The 22,576-nt window shown below is 69.7% G+C and carries 18 protein-coding genes and 1 pseudogene; 9 read left to right on the top strand and 10 right to left on the bottom strand.

Annotation, left to right across the window (positions count from 1 at the left end; genetic code table 11):
- Positions 1-132: 132 nt before the first annotated feature.
- A pseudogene (locus JNK12_25245) lies at positions 133-396 on the top strand (ImmA/IrrE family metallo-endopeptidase).
- A gap of 143 nt (positions 397-539) precedes the next feature.
- Positions 540-704: a hypothetical protein gene (locus JNK12_25250; GenBank protein MBL8779254.1), complete on the top strand. Its 165-nt coding sequence runs from the start codon at positions 540-542 to the stop codon at positions 702-704.
- A 155-nt stretch (positions 705-859) separates the two neighbouring features.
- Here the strand turns inward: JNK12_25250 and JNK12_25255 are convergent, their stop codons facing one another.
- Positions 860-2,002, bottom strand: a complete 1,143-nt coding sequence (locus JNK12_25255) for a pentapeptide repeat-containing protein (protein MBL8779255.1) — start codon at positions 2,000-2,002, stop codon at positions 860-862.
- 914 nt (positions 2,003-2,916) lie between these two features.
- Here JNK12_25255 and JNK12_25260 point away from each other — a divergent pair.
- Positions 2,917-4,119, top strand: a complete 1,203-nt coding sequence (locus JNK12_25260; protein MBL8779256.1) for a hypothetical protein — start codon at positions 2,917-2,919, stop codon at positions 4,117-4,119.
- Positions 4,120-4,628: 509 nt separating this feature from the next.
- Here the strand turns inward: JNK12_25260 and JNK12_25265 are convergent.
- Positions 4,629-5,678, bottom strand: coding sequence for a hypothetical protein (locus JNK12_25265; GenBank protein ID MBL8779257.1), 1,050 nt, complete (start codon positions 5,676-5,678; stop codon positions 4,629-4,631).
- 557 nt (positions 5,679-6,235) lie between these two features.
- On the opposite strand from JNK12_25265, the gene JNK12_25270 reads away from it, so the two are divergent.
- A complete protein-coding gene (locus JNK12_25270; GenBank protein ID MBL8779258.1) occupies positions 6,236-6,652 on the top strand; it encodes an STAS domain-containing protein in 417 nt (138 codons plus the stop codon).
- Here the strand turns inward: JNK12_25270 and JNK12_25275 are convergent.
- Positions 6,592-8,298, bottom strand: a complete 1,707-nt coding sequence (locus tag JNK12_25275; GenBank protein MBL8779259.1) for a right-handed parallel beta-helix repeat-containing protein — start codon at positions 8,296-8,298, stop codon at positions 6,592-6,594. The two genes, JNK12_25270 and JNK12_25275, sit on opposite strands and share 61 nt — an antisense overlap.
- A gap of 47 nt (positions 8,299-8,345) precedes the next feature.
- Positions 8,346-10,832 carry a penicillin acylase family protein gene (locus JNK12_25280; protein MBL8779260.1) on the bottom strand — a complete coding sequence of 829 codons (2,487 nt, stop codon included), beginning with the start codon at positions 10,830-10,832 and terminating at the stop codon, positions 8,346-8,348.
- Positions 10,833-10,926: 94 nt separating this feature from the next.
- Here JNK12_25280 and JNK12_25285 point away from each other — a divergent pair, with 94 nt between their 5' ends.
- The 3 genes from JNK12_25285 to JNK12_25295 are packed head-to-tail and all read left to right on the top strand — an operon-like array spanning position 10,927 to position 13,924.
- Positions 10,927-11,532, top strand: coding sequence for a TetR/AcrR family transcriptional regulator (locus tag JNK12_25285; protein ID MBL8779261.1), 606 nt, complete (start codon positions 10,927-10,929; stop codon positions 11,530-11,532).
- Between the two features lie 2 nt (positions 11,533-11,534).
- Positions 11,535-12,731, top strand: coding sequence for a cytochrome P450 (locus JNK12_25290; GenBank protein MBL8779262.1), 1,197 nt, complete (start codon positions 11,535-11,537; stop codon positions 12,729-12,731).
- A gap of 59 nt (positions 12,732-12,790) precedes the next feature.
- On the top strand, positions 12,791-13,924 hold the full coding sequence (locus JNK12_25295) for a nitronate monooxygenase (GenBank protein ID MBL8779263.1): 1,134 nt from the start codon (positions 12,791-12,793) through the stop codon (positions 13,922-13,924).
- Positions 13,925-14,238: 314 nt separating this feature from the next.
- Here the strand turns inward: JNK12_25295 and JNK12_25300 are convergent, their stop codons facing one another.
- The 3 genes from JNK12_25300 to JNK12_25310 all read right to left on the bottom strand — a co-directional run bounded on the left by JNK12_25300 (position 14,239) and on the right by JNK12_25310 (position 15,881).
- The gene (locus JNK12_25300) at positions 14,239-14,658 is read right to left on the bottom strand and encodes a hypothetical protein (protein MBL8779264.1); all 420 of its coding nucleotides are present in this window, start codon (positions 14,656-14,658) and stop codon (positions 14,239-14,241) included.
- A gap of 69 nt (positions 14,659-14,727) precedes the next feature.
- Complete coding sequence (locus tag JNK12_25305) at positions 14,728-15,192, bottom strand: helix-turn-helix transcriptional regulator (GenBank protein ID MBL8779265.1); 465 nt, start codon at positions 15,190-15,192, stop codon at positions 14,728-14,730.
- Complete coding sequence (locus tag JNK12_25310) at positions 15,192-15,881, bottom strand: hypothetical protein (protein MBL8779266.1); 690 nt, start codon at positions 15,879-15,881, stop codon at positions 15,192-15,194. Before JNK12_25310 ends, JNK12_25305 begins: the two co-directional genes overlap by 1 nt.
- Before the next feature lie 73 nt (positions 15,882-15,954).
- Between JNK12_25310 and JNK12_25315 the strand changes: the two genes are divergently transcribed.
- Together JNK12_25315 and JNK12_25320 are read left to right on the top strand one after the other, a co-directional pair.
- Positions 15,955-16,233: a hypothetical protein gene (locus JNK12_25315; GenBank protein ID MBL8779267.1), complete on the top strand. Its 279-nt coding sequence runs from the start codon at positions 15,955-15,957 to the stop codon at positions 16,231-16,233.
- Positions 16,234-16,293: 60 nt separating this feature from the next.
- Positions 16,294-18,090 carry a serine/threonine protein kinase gene (locus JNK12_25320; protein MBL8779268.1) on the top strand — a complete coding sequence of 599 codons (1,797 nt, stop codon included), beginning with the start codon at positions 16,294-16,296 and terminating at the stop codon, positions 18,088-18,090.
- A gap of 15 nt (positions 18,091-18,105) precedes the next feature.
- Here the strand turns inward: JNK12_25320 and JNK12_25325 are convergent, their stop codons facing one another.
- The 3 genes from JNK12_25325 to JNK12_25335 all read right to left on the bottom strand — a co-directional run bounded on the left by JNK12_25325 (position 18,106) and on the right by JNK12_25335 (position 22,573).
- Complete coding sequence (locus JNK12_25325; protein ID MBL8779269.1) at positions 18,106-19,887, bottom strand: response regulator; 1,782 nt, start codon at positions 19,885-19,887, stop codon at positions 18,106-18,108.
- Complete coding sequence (locus JNK12_25330; protein MBL8779270.1) at positions 19,880-21,880, bottom strand: PAS domain S-box protein; 2,001 nt, start codon at positions 21,878-21,880, stop codon at positions 19,880-19,882. Before JNK12_25330 ends, JNK12_25325 begins: the two co-directional genes overlap by 8 nt.
- Before the next feature lie 120 nt (positions 21,881-22,000).
- Entirely contained in the window at positions 22,001-22,573 is a 573-nt protein-coding gene (locus tag JNK12_25335) for a DUF192 domain-containing protein (GenBank protein MBL8779271.1), read from the bottom strand.
- Positions 22,574-22,576 lie beyond the last annotated feature (3 nt).

Here is a 22,576-nt window from a genome sequence, read left to right on the forward strand (position 1 = left end):
CGCCCGCTGCCATACGCTCCGTTCGCGCACCCCGCTCTGCCTCCCTGGTTCGGACCGTCAGACAGCCCGAAACCTAAGAAGCAGGCGGGGTGCGCTCGCGGATAACCGCCCGAACCGACCCACGGATCAGTCAGAAGCGCCCGTAACCGCAGGCGTTTCACTGCCGCGCATGAGCTGGGCCACTTCATGCGTCGATTCGGCCAGGATCACCACAGCTACATCGACCGCCGCGACAGCGCCGCCTCGACTGGAACCGACGATGATGAGATCGTCGCGAATGAGTTCGCCGCGACCTTGCTGGTGCCGGAAGACGTGGTGCGAAAGCGACACGTCGAGAAGGCAGGCACTGTCGAACTCGCATACGAGTTCCGCGTGTCGGAAGAGGCGCTCACCTAACCGTCTCGCCAACCTCGGCCTTGGATAGCCGGACGTGGCGTGGACACTACTGCGGCAGCTCTGATCGTGGCTGCGGCGGCCCGTGGGCTGGCACGCAAGCAGTCCGCTGATACCGTTCGAAGCGCCCTTGGGATGCCGGCGTCGTGCTCGGCGATGATCTCGAACCGCGAGTTTCCCTCGATGACCCTGAGGTGCGCCACCGAGCGCAGGACATCGGCTTGAAGCCTGGCTACGCCGTGGGTCTGCTCGTCCTCTTGGCGGTCCAGATGCTGATCGCCAACGCGGTCTTCGTTGCCTATGCCGACTAGGGAAGGGCTGGGACGTTCCCGGCGGGTAATGCTCGGTTGGCTCGGCCACAGTGGTCGAGGTGATCGGCGTGGTGGCTGTCGTCAGGCGCTACCTGTTCCCTCACCGCTGAGCCGTGGGCACGGTTGGCCACACCGGACCGCACAGCGGTGTATCACTAGAGACCTCGTGACATTTTGAGCACCTCGAGGACCCAACGTCCGAGGGCCACGGCGGTCTGGGCAATGTCGGCCCCGACTGCCACGTGGGCCGCCCCAACCACTCCTGCCGCTACAACCCCCGCTGTGAGGCCTGCGGCCCACTTGCCGAGGCCCTGGCCGTAGGATTCGGCGAAAGCTCGTCTGCCGATGTCAGCGAGCGTCTGATCTTCCTCGCCCGTCTCTAGTGTCCCGATCGCCTCGTCTAGCTCGGCGGCTGCATCGCTTGCACCGTCTGGGGCCTCTGGCGTCCTGAGTCCTGTGAAGGCAACTACCAGTTCAGCCCACTGCGAGCTGTCGTCGGTTCCCAGCGCTCCGGCCAGCATCTGCAACTGACGGAACACAGTGAGGGCATCCGCCTGACCCGACCGTGCCTCAGACCTGATTGCCGAAAAGCAGGACTCGACCCGCCGGATCACCGCACCCTCGTACCCGTCGCTCAGGCCACGACGCCACTCTCCCTCCAGCGGTTCCAAGGCCATCGCTATTGCTTCAGCGATCGGAGCTGGCAGGACACCGAACGCATAGGTCGTGGTCTCCTCAGGCTCGGCTAGCTGCCCCGTTCGAACATCGTCTGCCTCGGGGTGTGGAGCCGCATACGGATCTGCGGGGTCAAACCCAGCGGGCCACACTGTGTCCGCATCGGAGATCACGTACTCAAGTCCACGCGCTAGGTGGAGCTGAAGAGCCGTCTCGAGGTTGGCCCCGCACATATCTGCCCCACCGAGATGGGCTCTTTCGAGGCGAGCTCCTCGGAGATCCGCCCTCTGCAGATTGACGCCCTTCATATCGGCGCCGCTGATCACCGCCTCTCGCAGGTCGGCTCGTCTGAGATCTACACGCTGCAAGTACGCTCCGGCGAGCATGGCGCCGCGGAGGTTCGCATCGTGGAGGTCGGCGCTCTCCAACCAGGCACCATTGAAGTTGGCCCCGCTGAGATTTACGCCGCTGAGATTCGCCTCGCGGAGGATCAAGCCACTCGCATCTAGAACCCGGCCTGGGTGCTCCGCTCGCCAACCGATGATTCGATCGACGGCGGACTGCCTAGCAATGCCTATGCGACCTAGGCCGGCAGACTGGTCTTCGAGTTCGGGATCCGCCATCGACGGGTCACGCTACTTGTGACCGAGCTGCAACGCTGAGAAGCGACGGCTGTCGCCGTCATCCGCAAACGACAGAGCCGACCTCGGCCGCACCGTCCTCCTGCATACCGGGCGCGACGTGGCTGTAGAGCTCGAGCGTTATGAGCCGTCGCCGGGCGGCACCCTCCAGTGCCTTCGAGCTAATCGCGCCGAGATGTCCCGGTCGGGGCTCGGCAAGATCGAGCGGGGTGAGCGGCGAACCTGACGCTCGACGATCGAGCGCATCGCCCTGGTGCTGACGCCAGACGCGGGACCCGACACGCTCGAAGAGCTCGTCGCTCTGGCCCGCCGCGCGCTGGCTGCCGAGTCCGACTACGCCGAGCGTCTAGCCCGTCGGCGTCGGGTCCGCAAGCAGGAGGTCGCAGGGATGCGAGCAGAGTGGCTGCGGGAGCACCGCGCCCACCTGGCACGGTACGGGGTTCACATCGCTCTCGTGGGCATCCTTCGCCCGTAGCCGGGCGTTCGACGTTCTCGCTAACGGCCCTGCGAGTGTGGGCGAAGCCAACCTCGACGAGCTCAATCGGCTGTTGACCGCTGCCAAGGCTGGGCGGGCCGCACCGAACCGGCGGCACTGAGAGCTTCGTGGCGGGGCGCGCATCCGTGGCCTGAGCGCGGCATCGGGTCACCTGCGCCGGTACTCGCTGACTTCTGCGTCGGCGGCGACTTTGCGTCGCCGTACGGAGGGGCGGTCGTGCAGTAGTGAGTTGCCGAGGTACCTCTAGGGCTTGCATACGCCACAAGAGCCTGACGGCTTGGACTCCCGGGTCATAGCCGCATGCCGCCAAGTTCGGCCCGCGTAGCATCAAAGCGATGCCGGTGGCCCCAGCGGGATACACGACGACCCGAGCGGAGACGATCGCCGGAAGGAACATCTGATGCCAGACGAGGGGCCGGAACCCGACCGCGCAGAGGAGCCGATGCAGGACCTCGTCGCGGAGATAGCACGTCGTCAAGGCGCGGCGGAAGAGGTGCTCGCCGTCGTGCGTGAGCACTCCGAGCGACCTGATCTCTCGCATACTGACCGAGCCGCCGTTGAGGAACTCCGTTCTCAGGTCGAGTCGATGCTCCACACGGCGGCACGAGCGGTGCTCGAGCTCAGCACTGTCGGCTGGGCGTTCTCAGGACTCGCGCCGCTCGACGCTTACGGTCTCGCTCTTGAGGCTTTGGACCGTGGAGACCCTGGCCAAGCGGACGAGCACCTCGTTGCTGGCTGGCGGCGCCATGCCCGGCACCTGCACCTGCATCTTCGTCGTTTGGATCTGCAAGGCGACACGGACGAGGTCCTCGTCAACCGGGCCCGGTTGATCGAGATCGCTTGGGATCACCATCAGGCCGGCGAGTTCGCAGCCGTTGTGCCGTTGCTCTTCGCTCAAGTCGACGGAATCACGATCGACGCCACCGGCGGCAAGGAGTTCTTCTCGGGACCGAAGCGCTCCACACTGATTGACAATGCCACCCTGGCCGGCCTTGACGTGTCGTTGCCGGTGGCCCGGTCCTTCTTCGACCAGGGCCAGGGCCGGTCAAAGGTCAGTGGGTCCGTGTCCCGTCATGCGGTGCTTCACGGCCGCGAGCTTGGGTACGACACGGAACTCAACGCAGCGAAGGCGTGGTCCCTGCTCGCAGCGGTGATCGACTTCGCCACCCCGCGGCTCCAAGCCGCGATGTCACGCCGGCGTATCGACTACCTCAACGTGTGGGCCGACACCGACGCACTCGACTCCGCGGGCCGCCGGCGTGACGACCGTGGATTCGATGAGGCCTACGAACTCCTCAACCAGATTCAGACAGCGCAACGGCTCGCCTTTGTTGTGGACGGCCGTTACTCGACGAGGCCCCCAACCCATCCGAGCATCGACCTCACTAGAGCGACGATCGAGGTGACCGCAGACGGGACAGCCTGGTGGGCCAAGACCGGCACCCCGTCGGGCTGGATCTTCGCGATGGCGAGCTCGGGCGACCTGGTCTGGATCTACGACGGTGGCGATGCTCCACGCACGGCGCCGGGCGACGGGGACGACAGGTGGATCCTGGACGACATCGATCCGCTCCCGCCGAACTGGCGCGGGTGGATCGGCTAACTCCCAGTAGTACCGCCAGCGTTGGGCACGTAGGTGCCCCAGGCGAGGCCCAAAACGTGCACGGGCGCGCAGTGGGGTGCCGCTTGGCACGTCCCAGCCTTCGATGGTGGTTGGCGGCCTCGCGCTGGCCAGTCATCTCAGAGCGAGGCGGATCGCTGACAGCGTGCTGTCACGGCCCGTATGTGTCCCCTCTGACCAGGGGAAACACTTCAAGCCTCGGTGTGAAGGATCGAAGCAGGACGGAGAGGACCCGCCGACGGAACCGGCGAGGGAACGGCTCACTCCACCTCGAGGCGACGACGATAATCGAACCACCCAGCGAGCCGCAGACTCGCTTCGGCCTTCGAGCAGACCTGGGACAGCGCTGCTGCCCCCGCGAACGCGTCCTCGAGGGAGGTGGACGCCGAGGTCGTGCCCGCACCTAGGACAGAACCTCACCTGAATTGCAGATTCGAACGCCGCAGTTCGCAGCCTTCAACTACGGGGAACCGCCACGTTAGGATCCACAACTACAGGGATCTACTCGCCTTGCCGGAAAGGTACTTTTGTACCATAAGTACCCACTTGTGCTCACGGGGTGCCCTGCGAGACGCGATCCTGTCGAGGAGTTCTGTGGCAGCAAGTTGCGCGGGGTTACCGACGAACGGGATGAAGGACAGCGGCGCTGAAGCTACCGACACCAAGCGTCGCAACCGCCCCAGGCGAAGCTCCGCTGTGAGTGCCTCGAACAACACCCTCCGACCGAGGTCGGCGTCAACTGTGTCATTGTTCGCAACAGCCTCTGCGACAAACCCCCGAAGCTCCTTAACGCGTGGATCCTTTACAATCGCCAGGAACTGCTTCGCACTCTCGAGGCGATATTCTGGAAATGTGATTTCAAGAACCCTACCGCAGACTTCGGCTGATCGCTGCATTAAGACTGAGTCTGGAGCCATCTCGAACTTCTTCTCGTAGAACGGTGCGAAATCTGGCCAGTCATGAACGACTGTATTTGTCTCGGCAGCTAGAATGATATTGGCATTGACCAGTTGCAGGTAGGTCGTTACTAGTCGCCAGACGTCCAACGCACCGTCTTCCACGCCGTAGGAGTCCGGCCATTGAACTTCCTCATGGTGCAGGGGAAGGTCGAGCAGCGCACCGTGGTGGACCGCATTGGCAACCGCCTCCGAAAGAATTCCTACTGTGAGGCCTGGGGGCGCGTCAGGGATCAAGTGTGTGGAGGCGCTCGGCTCGTCGTTAGACGGGAGAAACCCATTGAACATGTGCTCGTCTGACCCTCTAGCTGCTCGCTTCGAGTACGCGCCGATCCAGTCCTGCCATAGAGAAACTGACTCCCGTGTTGCCGTGAGCCACGGACCCAGGTCGAGTGCCTCAGCACGCGTAATCCGCTTAATGGCTTCGACATGGGGCTGGATAAGGGAGTCGTAGTTGGCACGTGTGATGAAGCCCTCGGCCTCTAACGCGTAGTAAGTCCGGCCAACCTCCGAGTAGGGGTGGCCGCTCGGGATGGCAAAGAGCATCTCCATTGTGAGCTCGTCAACAACGAGTCCGTCGAACATGAGAAACGAGGGCAGACTGGCCTCGAGAATGCCTTCATAACGGTCTCGTACGACGCCAGCCGGTGGAAAGCGAATAAACGGGGACCTCGACCTCGAGCTCCTCTTGCCGGCAAAGTATCCAGCACCGAATGAGGTAGCTAGCGCCTTCACTTGCGACCGCCGTGCTGACAACCCGGTGCCTTCCCCCCCACGGGTAGGTTCTGGTTGCAGTCAGAGGCCATGGCTACCTTCGGCTCCATGCCCGACGACGCTACCCTCGACACGCCCGCGTCCTCGCTGAGAACGTCCGACGCCGCCGCGTGATGGCGGAGGCTCCCGTCATGGCGGACTCCAGGTTGTCAGACTTCTCAACGAAAGATTCGCCGGTCGGACCCCACTTCACCCGTATCAAAGCGCCGCACCATGGCCACTGTCGCGAACAACCGCCGTCATTGAACTCATGGATGGTCCGTCGGCGGGGGCGTTGACGCTTCGCCGACCCGGCCATAGGGTGAAACTGCATCTCGCCGTTGAGTCCACAGCGCTGAAGATCGTTTCCCTTCGAAGGATCATCGGCCATGTCTGACCTGCTCCCCGGCAAGCCCACCAACGACCCTCGACTCGCCAACGAGATCGTCATCGAGCTGGCGGGCGAGATCGACCTCGCCACCTGTCCGCAGCTCATCGAGCTCGTCGACCGGGAGATCCGGGCCTGTGACGGTGGGCTCGTCGTCATGGACATGGCCCGGGTCACGTTCGTGGACTCCACCGGGTTGGCCCTGCTCGTCCGAGCCCAGCGCTCGGTCACGGCCAACGGGGGCCACGTCGTCGTCCGATCGCCCAGCCCCCAGTTCCGGCACCTGCTGGCCATCACCGGTGTCGACGCGCTCGTCACCGTCGAGCCTCACGAACCGGAGCGCACGCGCCTCAGCGTTCAGGCGGGGGTGCTCGCCGGGGCGATGGCCAACCCGTTGACGTCGTTGCCGCCCTGGTAGGCCACCACGCCGGCCGGCCCGATGGCGATCTCGTCGACGCCGCCGGTGCCCAGCGGGGGTGACGTGCCACGGTCGATCGAATTGTCGGACACGCGGGCCCGTACCACCTCGGCGGCCGTCGGCCCCTCGACGAGGAAGGCGCGCTCGTTGCTGGCCGGGCGCACCAGGTTGTTGTCGATGCGCACCCGCTTGGCCCGGCGCACCCGAACCGCCGGGTAGACCGGCGTCCCGCCGCCGCTGTAGGGAGGCGACGGCACGAGTATCTGGCCGGAGCCCGTCCCCGCCTGCTGGTGCGAGCCAGGGGCCGGTTGCGCCACCGTGATGGGCCCGTAGAACTGGTTGCCGGCCACCTTGACGTCGCTCGCCCGCTCGATGAGGACGAACCCGTTGCGGCAGTCGTTGACCAGGTTGCCCTCGACGAGGACGTCGTCGACGGTCTGGTCGGGCGTGTCCGAGTCGAAGGGGCTGCCCACCGAGATCGCCGCAGGGATCCCCGCACCCCACAGCACGTCGGTGTCCTCGCCATAGAGACCGACCCCGTCGATGTGGTTGCCCCGGATGACCACGTGACGGGTGTTGCCGTTGTTGCGATCCGGCAGGATGCCGATGCCGGCCTGGTGGGTGTCCTTGACCGTGTTGTCGCTGACGACCACGCCGTCGGCCCCGAACACGCAGATCCCCCGCGACCCGCTCCGGGAGACGACGTTCGACGACACGACCACCTGGCTGCTGAGCAGGGACTCGTGGTCGGCCTGGGACCCGCCGCTCACGGCGATCGCGTCGTCGCCGGTGTGGTCCACCAGGCAGCCGTGCACGAGGCCCCGGGTCACGCCCTTCAGGTGGATGCCGTCGATGTGGATGTCGTGCACGTGGCAGTCCTTGACCACGCAGTCGGTCGCGTCGGTGATGGAGATCCCGAACGCCGGGCTGTCCACCACCTCGACCCGGGCGATCTCGATGCGGTCGGCCTGCCAGAACTGGAGCGGGCTCTCGCCCGCATCACGGGAGGGTGCGGTGTCGAGCAGCAGGTCCGTCGTGACGGTGAGGTCGCTGATGGACTGGTCGCGGACGCGCCGGTCACCGCGCGGGTCGGCGAACCAGATCTTCGGCGCGTAGTCGATGGGGCCGCTGTAGCCGGTCTGCTTGAAGAGCAGGGTGGTGCGGCCGGCCCCCGCACCCATGATCCGCAGGCCGCTGAACCACACGATGATGATGCCCGTGAAGTAGTAGACGCCCGGCGGGAAGTAGAGGATGCCGCCGACCGCAGGATCGAAGCGCGGCACCCAGTCGAACGGGTTCGACGACGACTTGTCGACGATGAGGGCGTCGATCACCGCGGCCATGTCGTTCGTCACGCCGTCGCCGACGGCGCCGTAGTCCCGCACGTTGATGATGCCCGGTCCGCCGATGGTGCCCTCGAGGCGCTCGTCCACCTGCTCGAGCGCGTCCTGCACCGTGCCTGCGGTCACCACCTGGAGACCGGTCGGGTCGAACGTGGTCGACGACGCCGCCTCGGCGGCCGCGGTGCCCGACCCCAACGCCCACGCACCGGCCCCCGCGCCCAGGCCGACGCCGAGGGCGCGCCGACGGGTGAGCCCGCCCGCGTCCCTGCCGTCGCCGGGGTCGGCCGCCGGTGGCTTGGCCATGTCGGACGGAACGCTAACCGAGCGGCGGCGGGCCAGGCCCTCCGCCGCTACCCGTCCCGCTCGCCGGTGACGGTGACCTCGGTGAGGTCGGGGTCCCCGGCGATGGCGTCGTCGGTGAAGAGCACCGGGTGCCACTCCTCCACGGAGAACAGCTCCTCGGTCTGGTCGAAGAACAGCGGGCTCTCGGGATCGCCCGACTGGCTGTAGGTGAGGATGGCCTCGGCCTCAGGGCCGTCCTCGCCGTAGGCCACCGCCATCATGAAGCTCGAACCGAAGCGGACCTGGTAGCCCGACTCGGACAGGTTCGACGTGTCCGACGCGGTCTCCTCGGCCTCGTCGCCGGGCTCGGTGGAGCTGCTGTTGCTGCTCACCCCGATGATGTTGATGGTGCCGTCGCGGAAGGTGCCACCGGGGACGGGGATGCGGCCCGGCTTGGGGGCGGCGTACTGGAGGTCGCCGAGGGTGGCGTCGACCGCGAAGCCGCGGTCGGTGAGGCTGGCCGCCGCCGCGCCGAGGGCGGTGACGATCGGGTCGGGGTTGACGGCGGGCGGCGCCGGCGCCAGGCCGCTCGGGGTCTCGAGGGGGCGCTCGGGGTCGAAGGGCTCGGCGTAGAGGGCGCCGGCGTCGACCACGTCGTCGTACTCGAACTGCGACATGAACTCCCGCCACAGCGGGGCGCCGGGGCTGTCCACGTCGTCGCGGCCGTCCCACGCGGCGAGCACGTCGCAGGCCTCGGCCTGGGACGACCCTTCGCAACGGGCCACGACCTCGTCCTTCAGCGCCACCGCGGTGCGGCTGACGTTGGCGAACACCGCGTCCTGCACCTCGTCGAGGGTGAAGGTCTCGAGGTCCAGCTCGTCGACGCCGGCCGCGGGGTCACCCTGGAGGGTGAGCGCGTTCTGCTGGGTGCGCGGCGCCTGGGGCACGTCCGCCTCGCCGTGCATGGGCGAGAACCCGGTGAGGGGCTCGTCGGGGTTGGACAGCCAGTACGAGTCGTTGGCGTTGAAGACGAAGTCGTCCCGTTCGAGCTGGGGCATGTCGGCGAAGGGCACGAGGCCCGGGGAGCGGGCGCCCTCGGCGTCGACCCATTCGTAGAGCGGGTCGCTGCCGTCGAGGAGCACCGCGCCGTTGTCCCACGCGAGCGAGGTGAGGGGGTCGTCCTCGCGGGCCCCCAGCCACGCGTCGATGGCCTCTTCGCTGAGGTTGGGGGTGGCCGCGGTGTCGGCGTACCAGGCGGTGCCGTCGGCCGAGGTGGCCATCGTGTTCACCCAGGGGATGCCGGTGATGTCGCGGTGGGCGGCCTGGAACTCGTCCATGCTCCCGGCCCGGTCCATGGCCAGGAACTGCTCGATGAGCACGTCGTTGTCGATGTTGGCGTCGCGGTAGGTGACGGTGGTCTCGTCGGTCCAACCCACCCCGGGGAAGTTGATGATGGGCCCGTAGTGGCTGGACCACAGGGTGCGGGACTCCTCGGTGACCTCGCCGTCGTCTCCCAGCACCTCGACGGTGATGTCGGTCGACGTCATGGCCCGTTCCTCGTCGCCGTAGACGTAGGAGGTGGGATCCCCCGGGACGAGGTCGAGGGTGTAGGCCGTGAAGCGGTTGCCGGCGGAGACGGTGTGCGTCCACGCCACCGCGTCGTTGAAGCCGATGAGCACGCCGGGAGTGCCGAGCAGGCCGGCGCCGTAGACGTCGATCTCGCCGGGGACGGTGAGGTGGCTCTCCCAGAGGCGCAGCTCTCCCGTCCACGGGAAGTGGGGGTTGGCCAGCAGGAGGCCGCCGCCCGTCTCGCTGCGCTCGCTGCCGATGGCCCAGCCGTTGCTCCCGAGGGCGGCGGTCTCCGCGGTGGGCAGGGCGAGGGCGTTCTCCGCGGCGCCGGCCTCGGTGGTCGTGGTGGCGCCGTCGTCCTCGTCCTCGGACCCCCCGCCGGCGCCGGCCGGGGGCTGGGCGGTGGCGGCGAAGTCGAGGAAGTTGCGGCCGCTCGCGAGCAGGCCGAGGTCCTTGTAGTAGGTGACGAGGTCGAGCTCGGTGATGGGCTCGACCCACTCCTCGCCGGCGCACCAGCCGGGCAGCTCGTCGACGCCCGTCTCCTCGAGGTACGCGTTGTAGCCCGCGGCGTAGCCCTGGATCACGGCGCGGGCGTCGGCGTCGATGTCCGGGAGGGCGGCCTCGGCCAGGCCCACCAGGTCGAGCTGGCGGTAGGCGAGGTCGCTGTTGAGGTTGGCGTCCTCCTCGCCGGCGCCGTGCCAGCGGGACCGCTCGCCGCGCACCTTCACGATCTGGTCGGCGAGGGTGCAGAGGTGGTCCTCGGCGAACGCGTAGCCCTGGCCGAAGCCGAGGCTGCCGAGGTCCTCGGCCGAGATGTGGGCCACTCCGTGCGCGGTGCGCCGGATGGTGGCCTCGTAGGGCCCGTCGGCGGCCGTGGCGTCGGTGTCCCCGCCGGCGTCGCCTCCCCCGCCGTCGTCGCTCGAGCAGGCCGCTCCCAACAACAGCAGCGAGACGAGCAGGGCCAGGAACTTCCCCCCGGTGCGCATGACGCCAGTCTGACCGACCCGGCCGGCGCCCGGGGCACGGCCGCCCCCTTTTCATCGGTTGCCCAAGATAGATAGGACGTCCTATCCTTTCTGCGTGGCCACCCAGGGGGAACGGCGGGCCGACACCCGCCGCCGGCTGCTGCTCGCCGCAGCGGAGCTCTTCGCGGAGCGCGGCGTCGACGGCACCTCCATCGACGCCATCGCCGAGCGGGCCGACCGCACCTCCGGTGCGGTGTACGACCACTTCGGCGGCAAGGCCGGGGTGCTCTTCGCCCTCCTCGACACCTGGGTGGAGGAGCTCGGCGTGGTGATCGGGGCCGAGCTGGCCACCGCCACCACCCTCGAGGAGCGCCTCGGCGTGCTGTGGCGCAACGTGTCCGAGCCGGTCGTGGGCGGCGACCGCTGGATCAGCCTCGAGCTCGAGCTGTGGACCCACGCGGCCCGCAACCCCGACGCCCGCGAGCACCTGGTGCGCCGCTACCGCGGCGCCTGGCGAGGCATCGTCGCCCTCGCCGACCGGTCGGGAGACGCCTCTCCTGAGGTTGGCCCCGCCGTCATCGGGGTGCTGCTGGGCCTCGAGCTCATGCGCCGCGTCGACCCCGCCACCGTCACCGATGAGCTCGCCGTCAGCGCCCTCGTGGGCGTCGTGGCGGGCACCACCCATGCGATCGACCCCATGACAGGAGCAGCAACCTCATGACCATGACCGAGCTCGAGGGGATCGACCTCCTCGCCGAGACCTGGGGCCGGGGCATCCCCCACGACCAGTTCGACCGCCTCCGCCGCGAGGCCCCCGTCTACTGGCACCCCGAGCCCGACGACACCGGGTTCTGGGCCGTCACCAAGCACGCCGACGTCCGCCAGATCAGCCACGACTGGGAGACCTTCTCCAGCGAACTGGGCGCCACCTTCATCCCCACCCAGGACGAGGAGTCGATGGCGCAGCTCAGCCTGTCGATCCTCAACATGGACCCGCCCAAGCACAACCGGGTCCGCCGCCTCGTCTCGCGGGCCTTCACGCCCCGGATGGTGGCCCGGCTGGTCGAGGACATCGAGCAGCGCGCCGAGCGGGTCATCGACGACGTCATCGACCGTGGCGAGGCCGAGTTCGTGTCCGAGATCGCCGGCCAGGTCCCCGTCCAGATGATCTGCGAGATGATCGGCCTGGAGAAGGAGGAGTGGCCGCGCATGTTCGAGGCCTCGAACCTCCTCATCGGGTCTCGTGACGACCCCGAGTACGCCCACGTCAACCCCGAGCTGGCCTCCATGGAGGTCTACGCCCTGTGCGACGCGGTCGCCGAGGACCGCCGCCAGAACCCCCGCGACGACCTCATGACCGCCCTCGTCGAGGCCGAGCTCGACGGCGAGCGCCTCGACAACATGGAGCTGAACCTCTTCTTCATCAGCCTCGTCGTGGCCGGCAACGAGACCACCCGCAACCTCATCAACCTCTCGCTGCTGGCGCTGCTGGACAACCCCGACCAGGCCCAGCGCCTCCGCGACGACCCGTCGCTCTGGGACACCGGGGTCGAGGAGATGCTCCGGTACGGCTCGTCGATCCACAACTTCCGCCGCACCGTCCGCCACGACACCGAGCTCCGCGGCGTGCCCCTCAAGGCCGGCGACAAGGTCGTCATGTACTACGCGTCGGCCAACCGCGACGAGGACGTCTTCGACGACCCGCACACCTTCGACGTGGGCCGCACCCCGAACGACCACGTGACCTTCGGCGGCGGCGGCGTGCACTACTGCCTGGGCGCCAGCCTGGCCCGGGCCGAGATCAAGGCCACCATGCGCCAGATCGTCGACCGCCTCCCGAACATCGAGCTGGCGGGTCCCCCCGCCCGGCTCCGCAGCGACTTCGTCAACGGCATCAAGCGGATGCCCGTCACCTGGTGACGAGCCTCCCCGCGACCCGAAACCTCTGAACCTCCCAACCTCGAAAGGCAGCCACCACCATGCGCACCCCCCTCTGTGACGAGCTCGGCATCGAGTTCCCCATCTTCGCCTTCACCCACTGCCGTGACGTCGTCGTCGCGGTGTCCAAGGCCGGCGGCTTCGGCGTGCTCGGCGCCGTGGGCTTCTCGCCCGAGCAGCTCGAGATCGAGCTGAACTGGATCGACGAGCACATCGGCGACCACCCCTACGGCGTCGACATCGTCATCCCCAACAAGTACGAGGGCATGGACGCCGACATGTCGACCGAGGATCTGACGAAGATGCTCCAGGACATGGTCCCCCAGGGCCACCTCGACTTCGCCCGCAACCTGCTGCGCGACCACGGCGTGCCGGTGGACGACGCCGACGACAACACCCTCCAGCTCCTCGGCTGGACGGAGGCCACGGCCACCCCGCAGGTCGAGATCGCCCTCCAGCACCCGAAGATGACGCTGATCGCCAACGCCCTCGGCACCCCGCCGCCGGACATGATCACCCACATCCACGAGGCCGGCCGGAAGGTCGCCGCCCTCTGCGGCTCGCCGTACCAGGCCATGAAGCACGCCGCCGCCGACGTCGACATCATCATCGCCCAGGGCGGCGAGGGCGGCGGCCACTGCGGTGAAGTCGGCTCCATCGTGTTGTGGCCCCAGGTGGTCAAGGCCGTGGCCCCCCGCCCGGTGCTCGCCGCCGGCGGCATCGGCAGTGGCCAGCAGATCGCGGCGGCGCTCGCCCTCGGCTGCCAGGGCGCCTGGTCGGGCTCGCAGTGGCTGATGGTCGAGGAGTCCGAGAACACGCCCGTGCAGCAGAACGCCTACATCGAGGCCGGCTCGCGCGACACCGTCCGCTCCCGCTCGTTCACCGGCAAGCCCTGCCGCATGCTGCGCAACGACTGGACCGAGGCCTGGCAGACCGAGGGCAACCCCGAGCCCCTCGGCATGCCGCTGCAGTACATGGTCTCGGGAATGGCCGTGTCCGCCACCCACCGCTACCCCGACCAGACCGTCGACGTGGCCTTCAACCCGGTGGGCCAGGTGGTCGGCCAGTTCGAGAAGGTCGAGAAGACCGGCGCCGTGATCGAGCGCTGGGTCAACGAGTACCTCGAGGCCACCGAGCACCTCGACGCATTGAACGCCGCCGCCGCCGGCGTCTGACGCAACCATCGGGCCGTTCCGGCGTCGTCGCCTTCCGGCGGCGGCGCCGGCCTCACGGGGGCGGCGGCACCAGTCCTGACCTGGGTACAAGGAGCCGTAGTTCTCCAAGGTTCGAGCTCGATCTCACGTCGTCACTCGCTACACGGTCTCGAAAGACTCGGCCGCGTGTCTACGAAGGCATGCGTGCTGATCCAAGCCCTGAGAGATACTCAAGAACAAGGTTGTTGCCACGAAACCAAAGTGCAGCGACCTGTGACCATTGGTCCGTCTGGATCTCCCCGTCCATCCGGAACAACGCATCCTCACCGTCCCCATCAACTGTCGATGACCTGGAACACCCTCCGGTTCCAGTAGAGCCGGTCGTAGCGGGCGTCGCCGTACGGCTCAAGGATCCCCAACTCCACGAGTGACCCCACCGCGTCGCGGTTGGCCTGGTTCGAGCGACCGAAGCGGCGGTGAGCGTCGGAGACAGAGAGGATCGGGTAGGCGATGAGATCGTCGGCGATCTCCACCGCCAGTCGGGCCCGAGGCAACGCGGAGCGAACCACCTCGCCAATCTCGTCTCGCAAAGCAAGCAACCGCATGACGCGGGCGTGACCTGAGCAGGCCTCTGCACAGATCGCACGCGCGAAGAACTCGACCCACGGTGCCCAGTCGCCGGTGGTGCTCACCGCCAGCAAGTGATCGCGATAGTCGTCGGCACGGTCCTTGAGCCATGGCGAGACGGAGAGCACGGGAGCGTGAAGCGCTCCCTCGTTGTCCGCGCCGATCCCACCATCGCACCTCGGACGTATGCCCCACTCTCAACTGATCCGATCATTCGCCTCCGAGTTCGTGGGCTCGCCGCCGACGCGTTCGATGCGGACGAGGAGTGCCGCCGAAGGGGTGACCTTGCCGCTCAGGTAGGTGCTGAGGCGCGAGGCGCTGGTGCCGACGAGCGAGGCGAACTCGGCGTTGGTCAGGCCCGAGCGCTCGACCGCGGCGCGTACGCGGGCGGCCGCCTCGGCCCGGTCGCGCCGGTCGGCGTCGTGGCGGGCCCGGTCGATGGCCAGCCGGAACAGGGTGCCGACGCCGTCGGGATCGCGGTAGGCGAGGTAGCGCTCGACACGGCGGGCCACGCGTCCCCAGGGCGAGCGGCGGATCTCGGCGAACACGGGCTGCCAGTCGGGGACGAGGCCCCGGTCGACCACGGTGACGAGCGCCTCGTAGGGCCACGTGCGGACGTCGTCGTCGGGCGAGGCGTCGACGTTGCGGAACTGGACCGCCATCACACCGCTCCGCTCAGCTGCAGCGCCAGCTCCCGGCAGGCGTCCACCACGTCGGACCAGCGTTGCCACCGCTCGGCGAGGCCCTTGTAGCGGGGCAACTCGTCGATCACCTCGGTGTCGCGGGGCTGGGGGTCGGCGAGCGCGGCGACGAGCGCGGTGAGCACCGAGCCCGGCTCTCCCGAGCGGTCGGCGTAGTACTCGTCGATGGGAGCGAGCGCGGCCCGCGCCGCCTCCGCCCCGAGGTGATCGGCGAGCGCGACGACGTCGAGGTAGTCGCGCACGACGTTGCGCTGGACGACCAGGTAGGCCTTGACCCGCAGGGCCTCCGGCTCGGTGGGGGCGACCACGGTGGCGCCGTCACCGACGTCGACCTCGGTGGTCTCGAGCGGACGCCTCCGCCGGAGCTGACGCAGCCCCGCCTCGATCCCGCCCAGGCTCCCCATGATCGTGAACGGTGGCTTCGAGGCACGCACCGAGGTGGCCCAGCCTTCCGTGGCCTCGACCGCCTCGAGGACCAGCGCGTAGCGGTCCACGAGATCGGTGAGCACGTGGTCGTGGTCGAACGAGTCTCGATGGCCGGCGTAGAGGGCGGCGGCGGACCCGCCGACCAGCACCGCGTCGGGGACGACCTCCTGGAGACGCGCCGCCGACGCGAGCACCCGCTGTATCGTCTCCGAGCGCTGCGCCATGTCCTTATCATATCCGATAAGTCGTTGGCGCCACCGGAGTGCCCGTCGGCGCCGTCCGATCTAGAGTGCCGCCGTGGCCAAGAGCAAGAGTGCCCAGCGGGCCCGCAAGAACAGCCAGCGGGGACAGAAGCGGTCCCAGCAGGAGGCGCGGCGGCACAAGCAGCACCCGCCCAAGCACCTGCCCAAGGTCGGCACCCGCGCCGACGACGCCTACCTGCGCCGCCGGCGCCAGGAGGACCTCGTCGACTTCGGCCTCGGCCACCACCAGCGCCGCAACCGCCTCATCGCCATCGGGGCGATCGTCATCGCACTGGCGGCGCTGGCCGGCCTCCTCGCCTTCCTGGCGCTCTGAGCCGAGGTCGCCACGCCACCGCGCGGTGGGAACGCCGGCGCTTCGGAGCAAAATCACGGGGTGTCCCGACCGCTGCTGGCCGATGACCCGCGTCGGCTCGGGGCGTGGCACCTGATCGGACGGGTGGGCGAGGGCGGCTTCGGCGTCGTCTACGAGGCCGAGGACGACGAGGACCGGTGGGGCGCGGTGAAGGTCATGCACCGCCACCTGGCCACCCACGCCGACTACGTCGCCCGCTTCGGCCGGGAGGTCTCACTGGCCCGGCGGGTGCGCGGCGTCCACGTCGCCGAGGTGCTCGACTACGACCTCGAGGCGTCGCCGCCCTACTTCGTCACCGAGTTCATCGACGGGCCCACCCTCCACGAGGTGGTGGCGCGCCGCGGCGGCCTGGCGGACGACCCCCTCTACGCCTTGGCCCTGGCGCTCGCCGAAGCCATCGCCTCCATCACCGCTGCGGGCGTCGTGCACCGGGACCTCAAGCCCGGCAACGTCCTGCTCACCCCCCGCACGCCGGTGGTGGTCGACTTCGGCATCGCCTCGGCACCGGGCCTCAATCGCCTCACCTCGACCGGGCTGGTGATGGGCACCGCCCCCTACATGGCCCCCGAGCAGTTCACCGGCGGCGACGCCAGCCCCGCCATCGACGTGTTCGCCTGGGCCTCGGTGGTGTCGTTCGCCGCGAACGGCCGCGCTCCGTTCCAGGAGGAGGCCGGCAACGCCGCCGCCGTCATGTACCAGGTGTTGCACCACGAGCCCGACCACGGCACCCTCACCGGCCCGCTCGCCGAGCTCGTCGCCGCCGCGCACGCCAAGGATCCCGCCGACCGCCCGACCGCCGTCGAGCTGGTGGACCGTCTCGTGGCCCTGCGGGCGCCCGCTGCGGACGACCCGGTGCGCACGTCGGCGATGCTCGTCGAGAAGACGTGGCACCTCGCTCCTCCCCCCGAGCCGCCACCCCCGCCGCCCGAGCCCCCCACCCCGGCACTGCCCGCTCCGGCGCCACCCCCCGAGCCCGCGTCGGCCCCGCCGCCTCCGGGAGCACCGGCGCCGGTCGAGGCGGGGGCAGGGGCGGGGGCGGCGCCGGCGCCGGCGGCACCCCCCGCCGCGGCCGTGGCCACCAGCGTCGAGGCGCCACCCCGGCCCGTGCCCGCGGCCCCGGCGCTGCCCAACGTCTCCTACACCCCACCCCTGCCCGCCGACCGGTCCTGGCGGCCACCGCCGCCCCCGCCCCCGAGAGCCACGCTCCGGCCGCCCCCGCCCGCGCCGTCGCCCGCCGCCCCGCCGCCACCCGCCGCTCCGTCGCCGCCGGTCGCCACCCCGCCGGCGCGCTTTCCGGCCACGTGGGTCGCCCCCTGGGTGCACAAGCTCCCCGACTTCGGCCGCCTGGGCGCGCTGTCGGGCCTCGTCTACCTCGGTGCCAGCATCGCTTTCGACCGCATCGACGACGGCGTGCCCCTCGCCAGCACGGGACAGGTGCGCGCCGACGAGTCCTGGGACGCCGCCATCGCCCTGCGGCCCGTCGTGCTGCTCCTGCTCGTCGCGTTCGTGGCGCAACGGGTGGTGCGCTCCACGGCGGTCCGCCGAGGCCTCACCCGCCCGGAGTGGCGAGGTTTCGCCGTGGGCTCTGCCGCGCTCGGGATCGGCCTCAGCCTGGTGCCCCTCGGCGCCACCGCCGTCCTCGCCTACGCCCCGGCCGTGCTGGAGCCCAACGACCGCATCTCCCTCGAGCAGGCCGGGGTGGCCGGCGCCGCCGCCCTGGCCATGAGCCTGCTCTCCCTCGCCGGGTTGGTCTTCGCCGTCCGTGCCACGGTCCACCTCGCGCGCGCCGCGTTCGGCATGGTGGTCTGGAAGGGCTGAGCCCGGGGCCGGCCGCTACATCCGGGGCATCACGATGATCCCCTCGCGCACGGCGACGGACACGGCCTCGAGCTTCGAGTGGACGTGCAGCTTCTCGAGGATGCGCTGCACGTGGTTCCGGACGGTGTGCACGCTGAGGTAGAGCCGCTCGCCGATGGCCTTGTTGGGCAGGCCGGCGGCGACGAGCTCGAGCACCTCGATCTCTCGCAGGCTCAAGGTGGCGCCGAGCCCTCGCTGGGTGCCGCTCAGCTCCGCCAGCAGAGGAGCCAGGTCGGCCGGGGAGGGCACCGCCTCGTCGTGGTGGGCGTGGCGGATCGCCCCGATGAGGTGGTCGGCGCCCTCGGTCTTGGTGACGAACCCCGAGCACCCCGCCGCCAGCGCCCGGACCATCGCGGCCTGGTCCGTCCGGCCCGTCAGCATGACCACCTTCACCGCCGGTGCGTACCGCTTGACGTGCTCGGTGGCCTCCGCCCCGTCGCCGTCGGGAAGCTCGAAGTCCATGAGCACGACGTCGGGCTCGTAGGTGGCGATGCCGCGCCGCGCCTCCTCGACGCTGCGGGCGACACCGACCACGCGCAGGTCCTCCTCGAGGGCCAGCCGTCGCACGAGGCTGTCGAGGAAGATCTCGTGGTCGTCGACGACCATCAGGCGCACGCGTTCGTCCTCGGGGGCGTGGTCCGGGTACTCGGCGGCGATGGCCTCGAGCTGCGGGCGGGCCGCGAAGAAGGCGTCCAACAACCGGGGCTCGAACTGTCGGCCCCGGAGCTCGGTCATCATCGCCTGGGCCTCGTCGAAGGTGTGTCGGGGCCGGTAGACCCGGTCCGAGGTCAGCGCGTCGAACACATCGGTGACCGCGACGATGCGGGCGCCCTCGGAGATCTCCTCGCCCTGGATGCCGAGCGGGTAGCCCGAGCCGTCCCACCACTCGTGGTGGCAGAGCGCGACGTTGGCCGCTTCGGCGATCACGCGCGACTGCGAGCCCGCCAGCAGGCGGTAGCCGTAGGAGGCGTGCTTCTGGATCACCGCGTACTCGGACGGGTCGAGACGGCCCGGCTTGAGCAGCACCGAGTCGGGAACACCGATCTTGCCGACGTCGTGGAGGGCCGCGGCCACCCGCAGCTCGTCGATGGAGTAGTCCGAGAAGCCGACCGCCGACCCGAGGATGGCAGCGAAGCGGCTCATGCGCTCGAGGTGCTTTGCGGTCTCCTCGTGGCGCAGCGACACGGCCCGGGAGAGGCGGTCGATGAGCTCGCTGACGTCCGATCCGCCATCGACCTCGGACACCGGCGCGCCGCGGGCCTCGAAGTCGCCGAGCGTGGCCGAGAGGTCGCGCACGCGGAGCACGGCGCGCTCGTGGCCCTCGGCCAGCACGGCCCGGGTGCGATCCAGCGAGCGGCGCTTGACCGCAGTCGCCACCGCCACCAGCAGCTCGGTTCGGTCGAAGGGCTTGACGAGGTACCCGTCCGCCCCGATCTCGACCGCCCGGGCGGCCGTCTCCGGGTCCGTCAGGCCGGTCATCATCACGATGGCCAGACCGGGATGGTCGGCCACCAGCGCCGGCAGCAGGTCGAGCCCGGACTCCCCCGGCATCTGGATGTCGCAGAGCACGACGTCGATGTCGCCGGCGCTCTCCTCGAGCTTCCCCCGCGCCTCGACCGCCCCCTCGGCCGCCTCGCAGCGGTACCCGGCGGCCTGGGCCATGCGCACGAGCGACCGCCGGAAGGTCTCGTCGTCGTCGATGACCAGGACCGAGCCGGCCGAGGTCGTCTCCGCCTGCTCCATGCGCTCGTCAGCCACCTTCCACCTCCCCGTCCAGGCGTTCACGGATCGCCGCCAACAGCACCTCAGCCACGAACGGCTTCTCCACCAGCATCACCCCTTCTTCCAACACGCCCTGATGGGCGATCACGTCGTGGCTGTAGCCACTCATGAACAACACCTGAAGGTCCGGTCGTTGCTCCACCAGCAGCTCCGCCAGGGCCTTGCCCGACAGACCCGGCATCACCACGTCGGTCAGCAGGAGATCGATGGTCCCGTGGTGTCCCTCGGCGAGCTCGAGCGCTTCGGCGGCGTCGGCCGCGGCGAGGACCGTGTAGCCGCGCTGGACCAGCATCCGGCGTGCGGGCTCGCGCACCATGGCCTCGTCCTCGACGAGGAGGACCGTCTCACCCCCGCCGGGCGGCGGTCCCGCCGACTCGTGGTCGCCGGGCTCGGCGCGGTCGACGGTCGCGGGCAGGTTGACCCGCACCGTCGTGCCGAGCCCCACCTCGGAGTAGAGGGTGAGGTCTCCCCCCGCCTGGGTGACGATGCCGTAGACCGTCGCCAGCCCGAGACCGGAGCCGCGGTCGCGGGACTTGGTGGTGAAGAACGGCTCGAAGGCCCGCTCGGCGACGTCCGGGGGCATGCCCGTCCCGGTGTCCGAGACGGTGAGGCGCACGTAGGGCCCCGGAGCGATGCCGTGGGTGGAGGCGTAGTCCTCGTCGGCCTCGAACTCGGAGGTCATCAGCGTCAGGCGGCCGCCGTCGGGCATCGCGTCGCGCGCGTTGACGGCGAGGTTCATGAGGACCTGCTCGAACTGTGCCTTGTCCACCGTGGTGTGGGCCAGGCCCGGACGCAGCGAGGTCTGGAGGTGGATGTCCTCGCCGATGGTGCGGGCGAGGAGCTTCTCCATCTCGGTGACCACGGCGTTCAGGTCCAGCACCACGGGCTTGGTCACCTCACGCCGCGAGAAGATGAGCAGCTGGCGCACCAGGTCGGCGGCCCGGCCCGCCACGGCCATGATCTCCCGCGTGTCGGCGGCCACCTCGTCGAGCTGGGCGTCGCCGTGGCGGTCGCGGGCGGCCGACACGCCGGCGAGGACCAGTTCCGAGTAGTTCATGATCCCCGCCAGCAGGTTGTTGAAGTCGTGGGCGATGCCCCCGGCCAGCTGCCCGATGCTCTCGAGCCGCTGCGACTGCTGGAGCTGCGCCTCCATCTGGGCGCGCGCCTCCTCCACCTCGGCGCGTCGCAGCCGATCCTCCAACTCGGCCTGTTCGACCTGAGCCCGCTGGCGATCGGTGACGTCGCGCACCGCCGCCGTCACCAGGCGGCCCTCCTCGGTGGTGACCGACGACAGCGAGATGTCGACGGGGAACTCGGTCCCGTCACGCCGCCGCGCCGACAGCTCGAGTCCGGCACCCATGGGCCGGGTCACGGGGTGGGCGAAGTACGCCTGCCGGTGGCCCGGATGAACGCCCTTCACCCGCTCCGGGATCAGCAGCTCGAGGCTCCCACCCAGCAGCTCCTCCCGGCCGTAGCCGAACAGGGCCTCGGCCTGACGGTTCACCAGCTGGATGGTCCCGTCCTCGTCCACGGCCACGATCGCGTCCGGAGCGGCGTCGAGCAACCCCTGGTACTTCGCCTCGGTCCGCTTGCGCTCCGACACGTCGCGCACCGCCGCCGACACCAGCAGCCCCTCGTCGGTGCGGATGGACGAGAGCGCGATCTCGACCGGGACCTCGGAGCCGTCCTTGCGACGGGCGGACAGCTCCTGGCCGGCCCCCATCGGCCGGGCCACCGCCGCGTGCAGGTAGCGGGCCCGCAGCTGCGGATGGCGGGCGAGCGTCTGCTGCGGCACGAGCAGCTCGACCGGCTCGCCGATCAGCTCAGCCCGGTCGTAGCCGAACAGCGCCTCGGCCTGGCGGTTGACCAGCCGGATGCGGCCGTCCTGGTCGCTGACGACGATCGCGTCAGGGGCGGCGTCGAGCAGCGCCCCCACGTTCGCCCCGAGCAGGCCCTCGCCACCTGACATCGCAGGGTCCCTTCACCACCGGCGCCCCCACCTGTGCCCCCGCCCCGGGCCCGCCCGACGGACACCGTAGACCCGCAGACACGGGGTCGCACTGGACAGAGCTGTACAGCCAGGCACCCTCTAGGAGGGGTCGATCTCGCTCTCGACGGTGAGCCGTGCAGGGCCCTCCAGACCGAGGCCGGTGAGCTCGCCCCGGGGCACCTCGACCGTGAAGCGGTAGGGCCCCGACGCCGGGTACGAGGGGCAGGTGGGGACATCGTCGCACGGCTCCATGTCCGCCGTGGAGACGATGGCCCCCGAGGCGTCGAGGTAGGCGATGGACAGCGGGGTGGGCGTGTTGCGCATCCAGAAGCCACCCTCGCTGTCGGCAGGGAAGGCGAAGAGCATGCCGGGGTAGCCGGCGAGGTCGGTGACCTCCATCAGGCCACGCGCCCGCTCCTCGGGCGTCTGGGCGAGCAGCAGGCAGTGCTCGTCGCCGTCGACGGTGACGAGCACCTCGCCGAACTCGCCGATCGGCTCGAGGTCGGCGCACGCCCCGTCCACGGCTGCGGTCGGCTCCGCCCGCCCCGAGCGGCCGTCGTCCACGGCCTCGTCGTCGCCCCCGCCACACGCCACCGCGACGAGGAGCGCGCCGGCGACGAGCACGAACGCGGCGGCGCGGCGCAGCGGTGGAGCGGCGCGGCGAGAGGTCATGGG

The organism is Acidimicrobiales bacterium, assembly GCA_016794585.1.
Classification (GTDB): domain Bacteria; phylum Actinomycetota; class Acidimicrobiia; order Acidimicrobiales; family DATDAH01; genus JAEUJM01.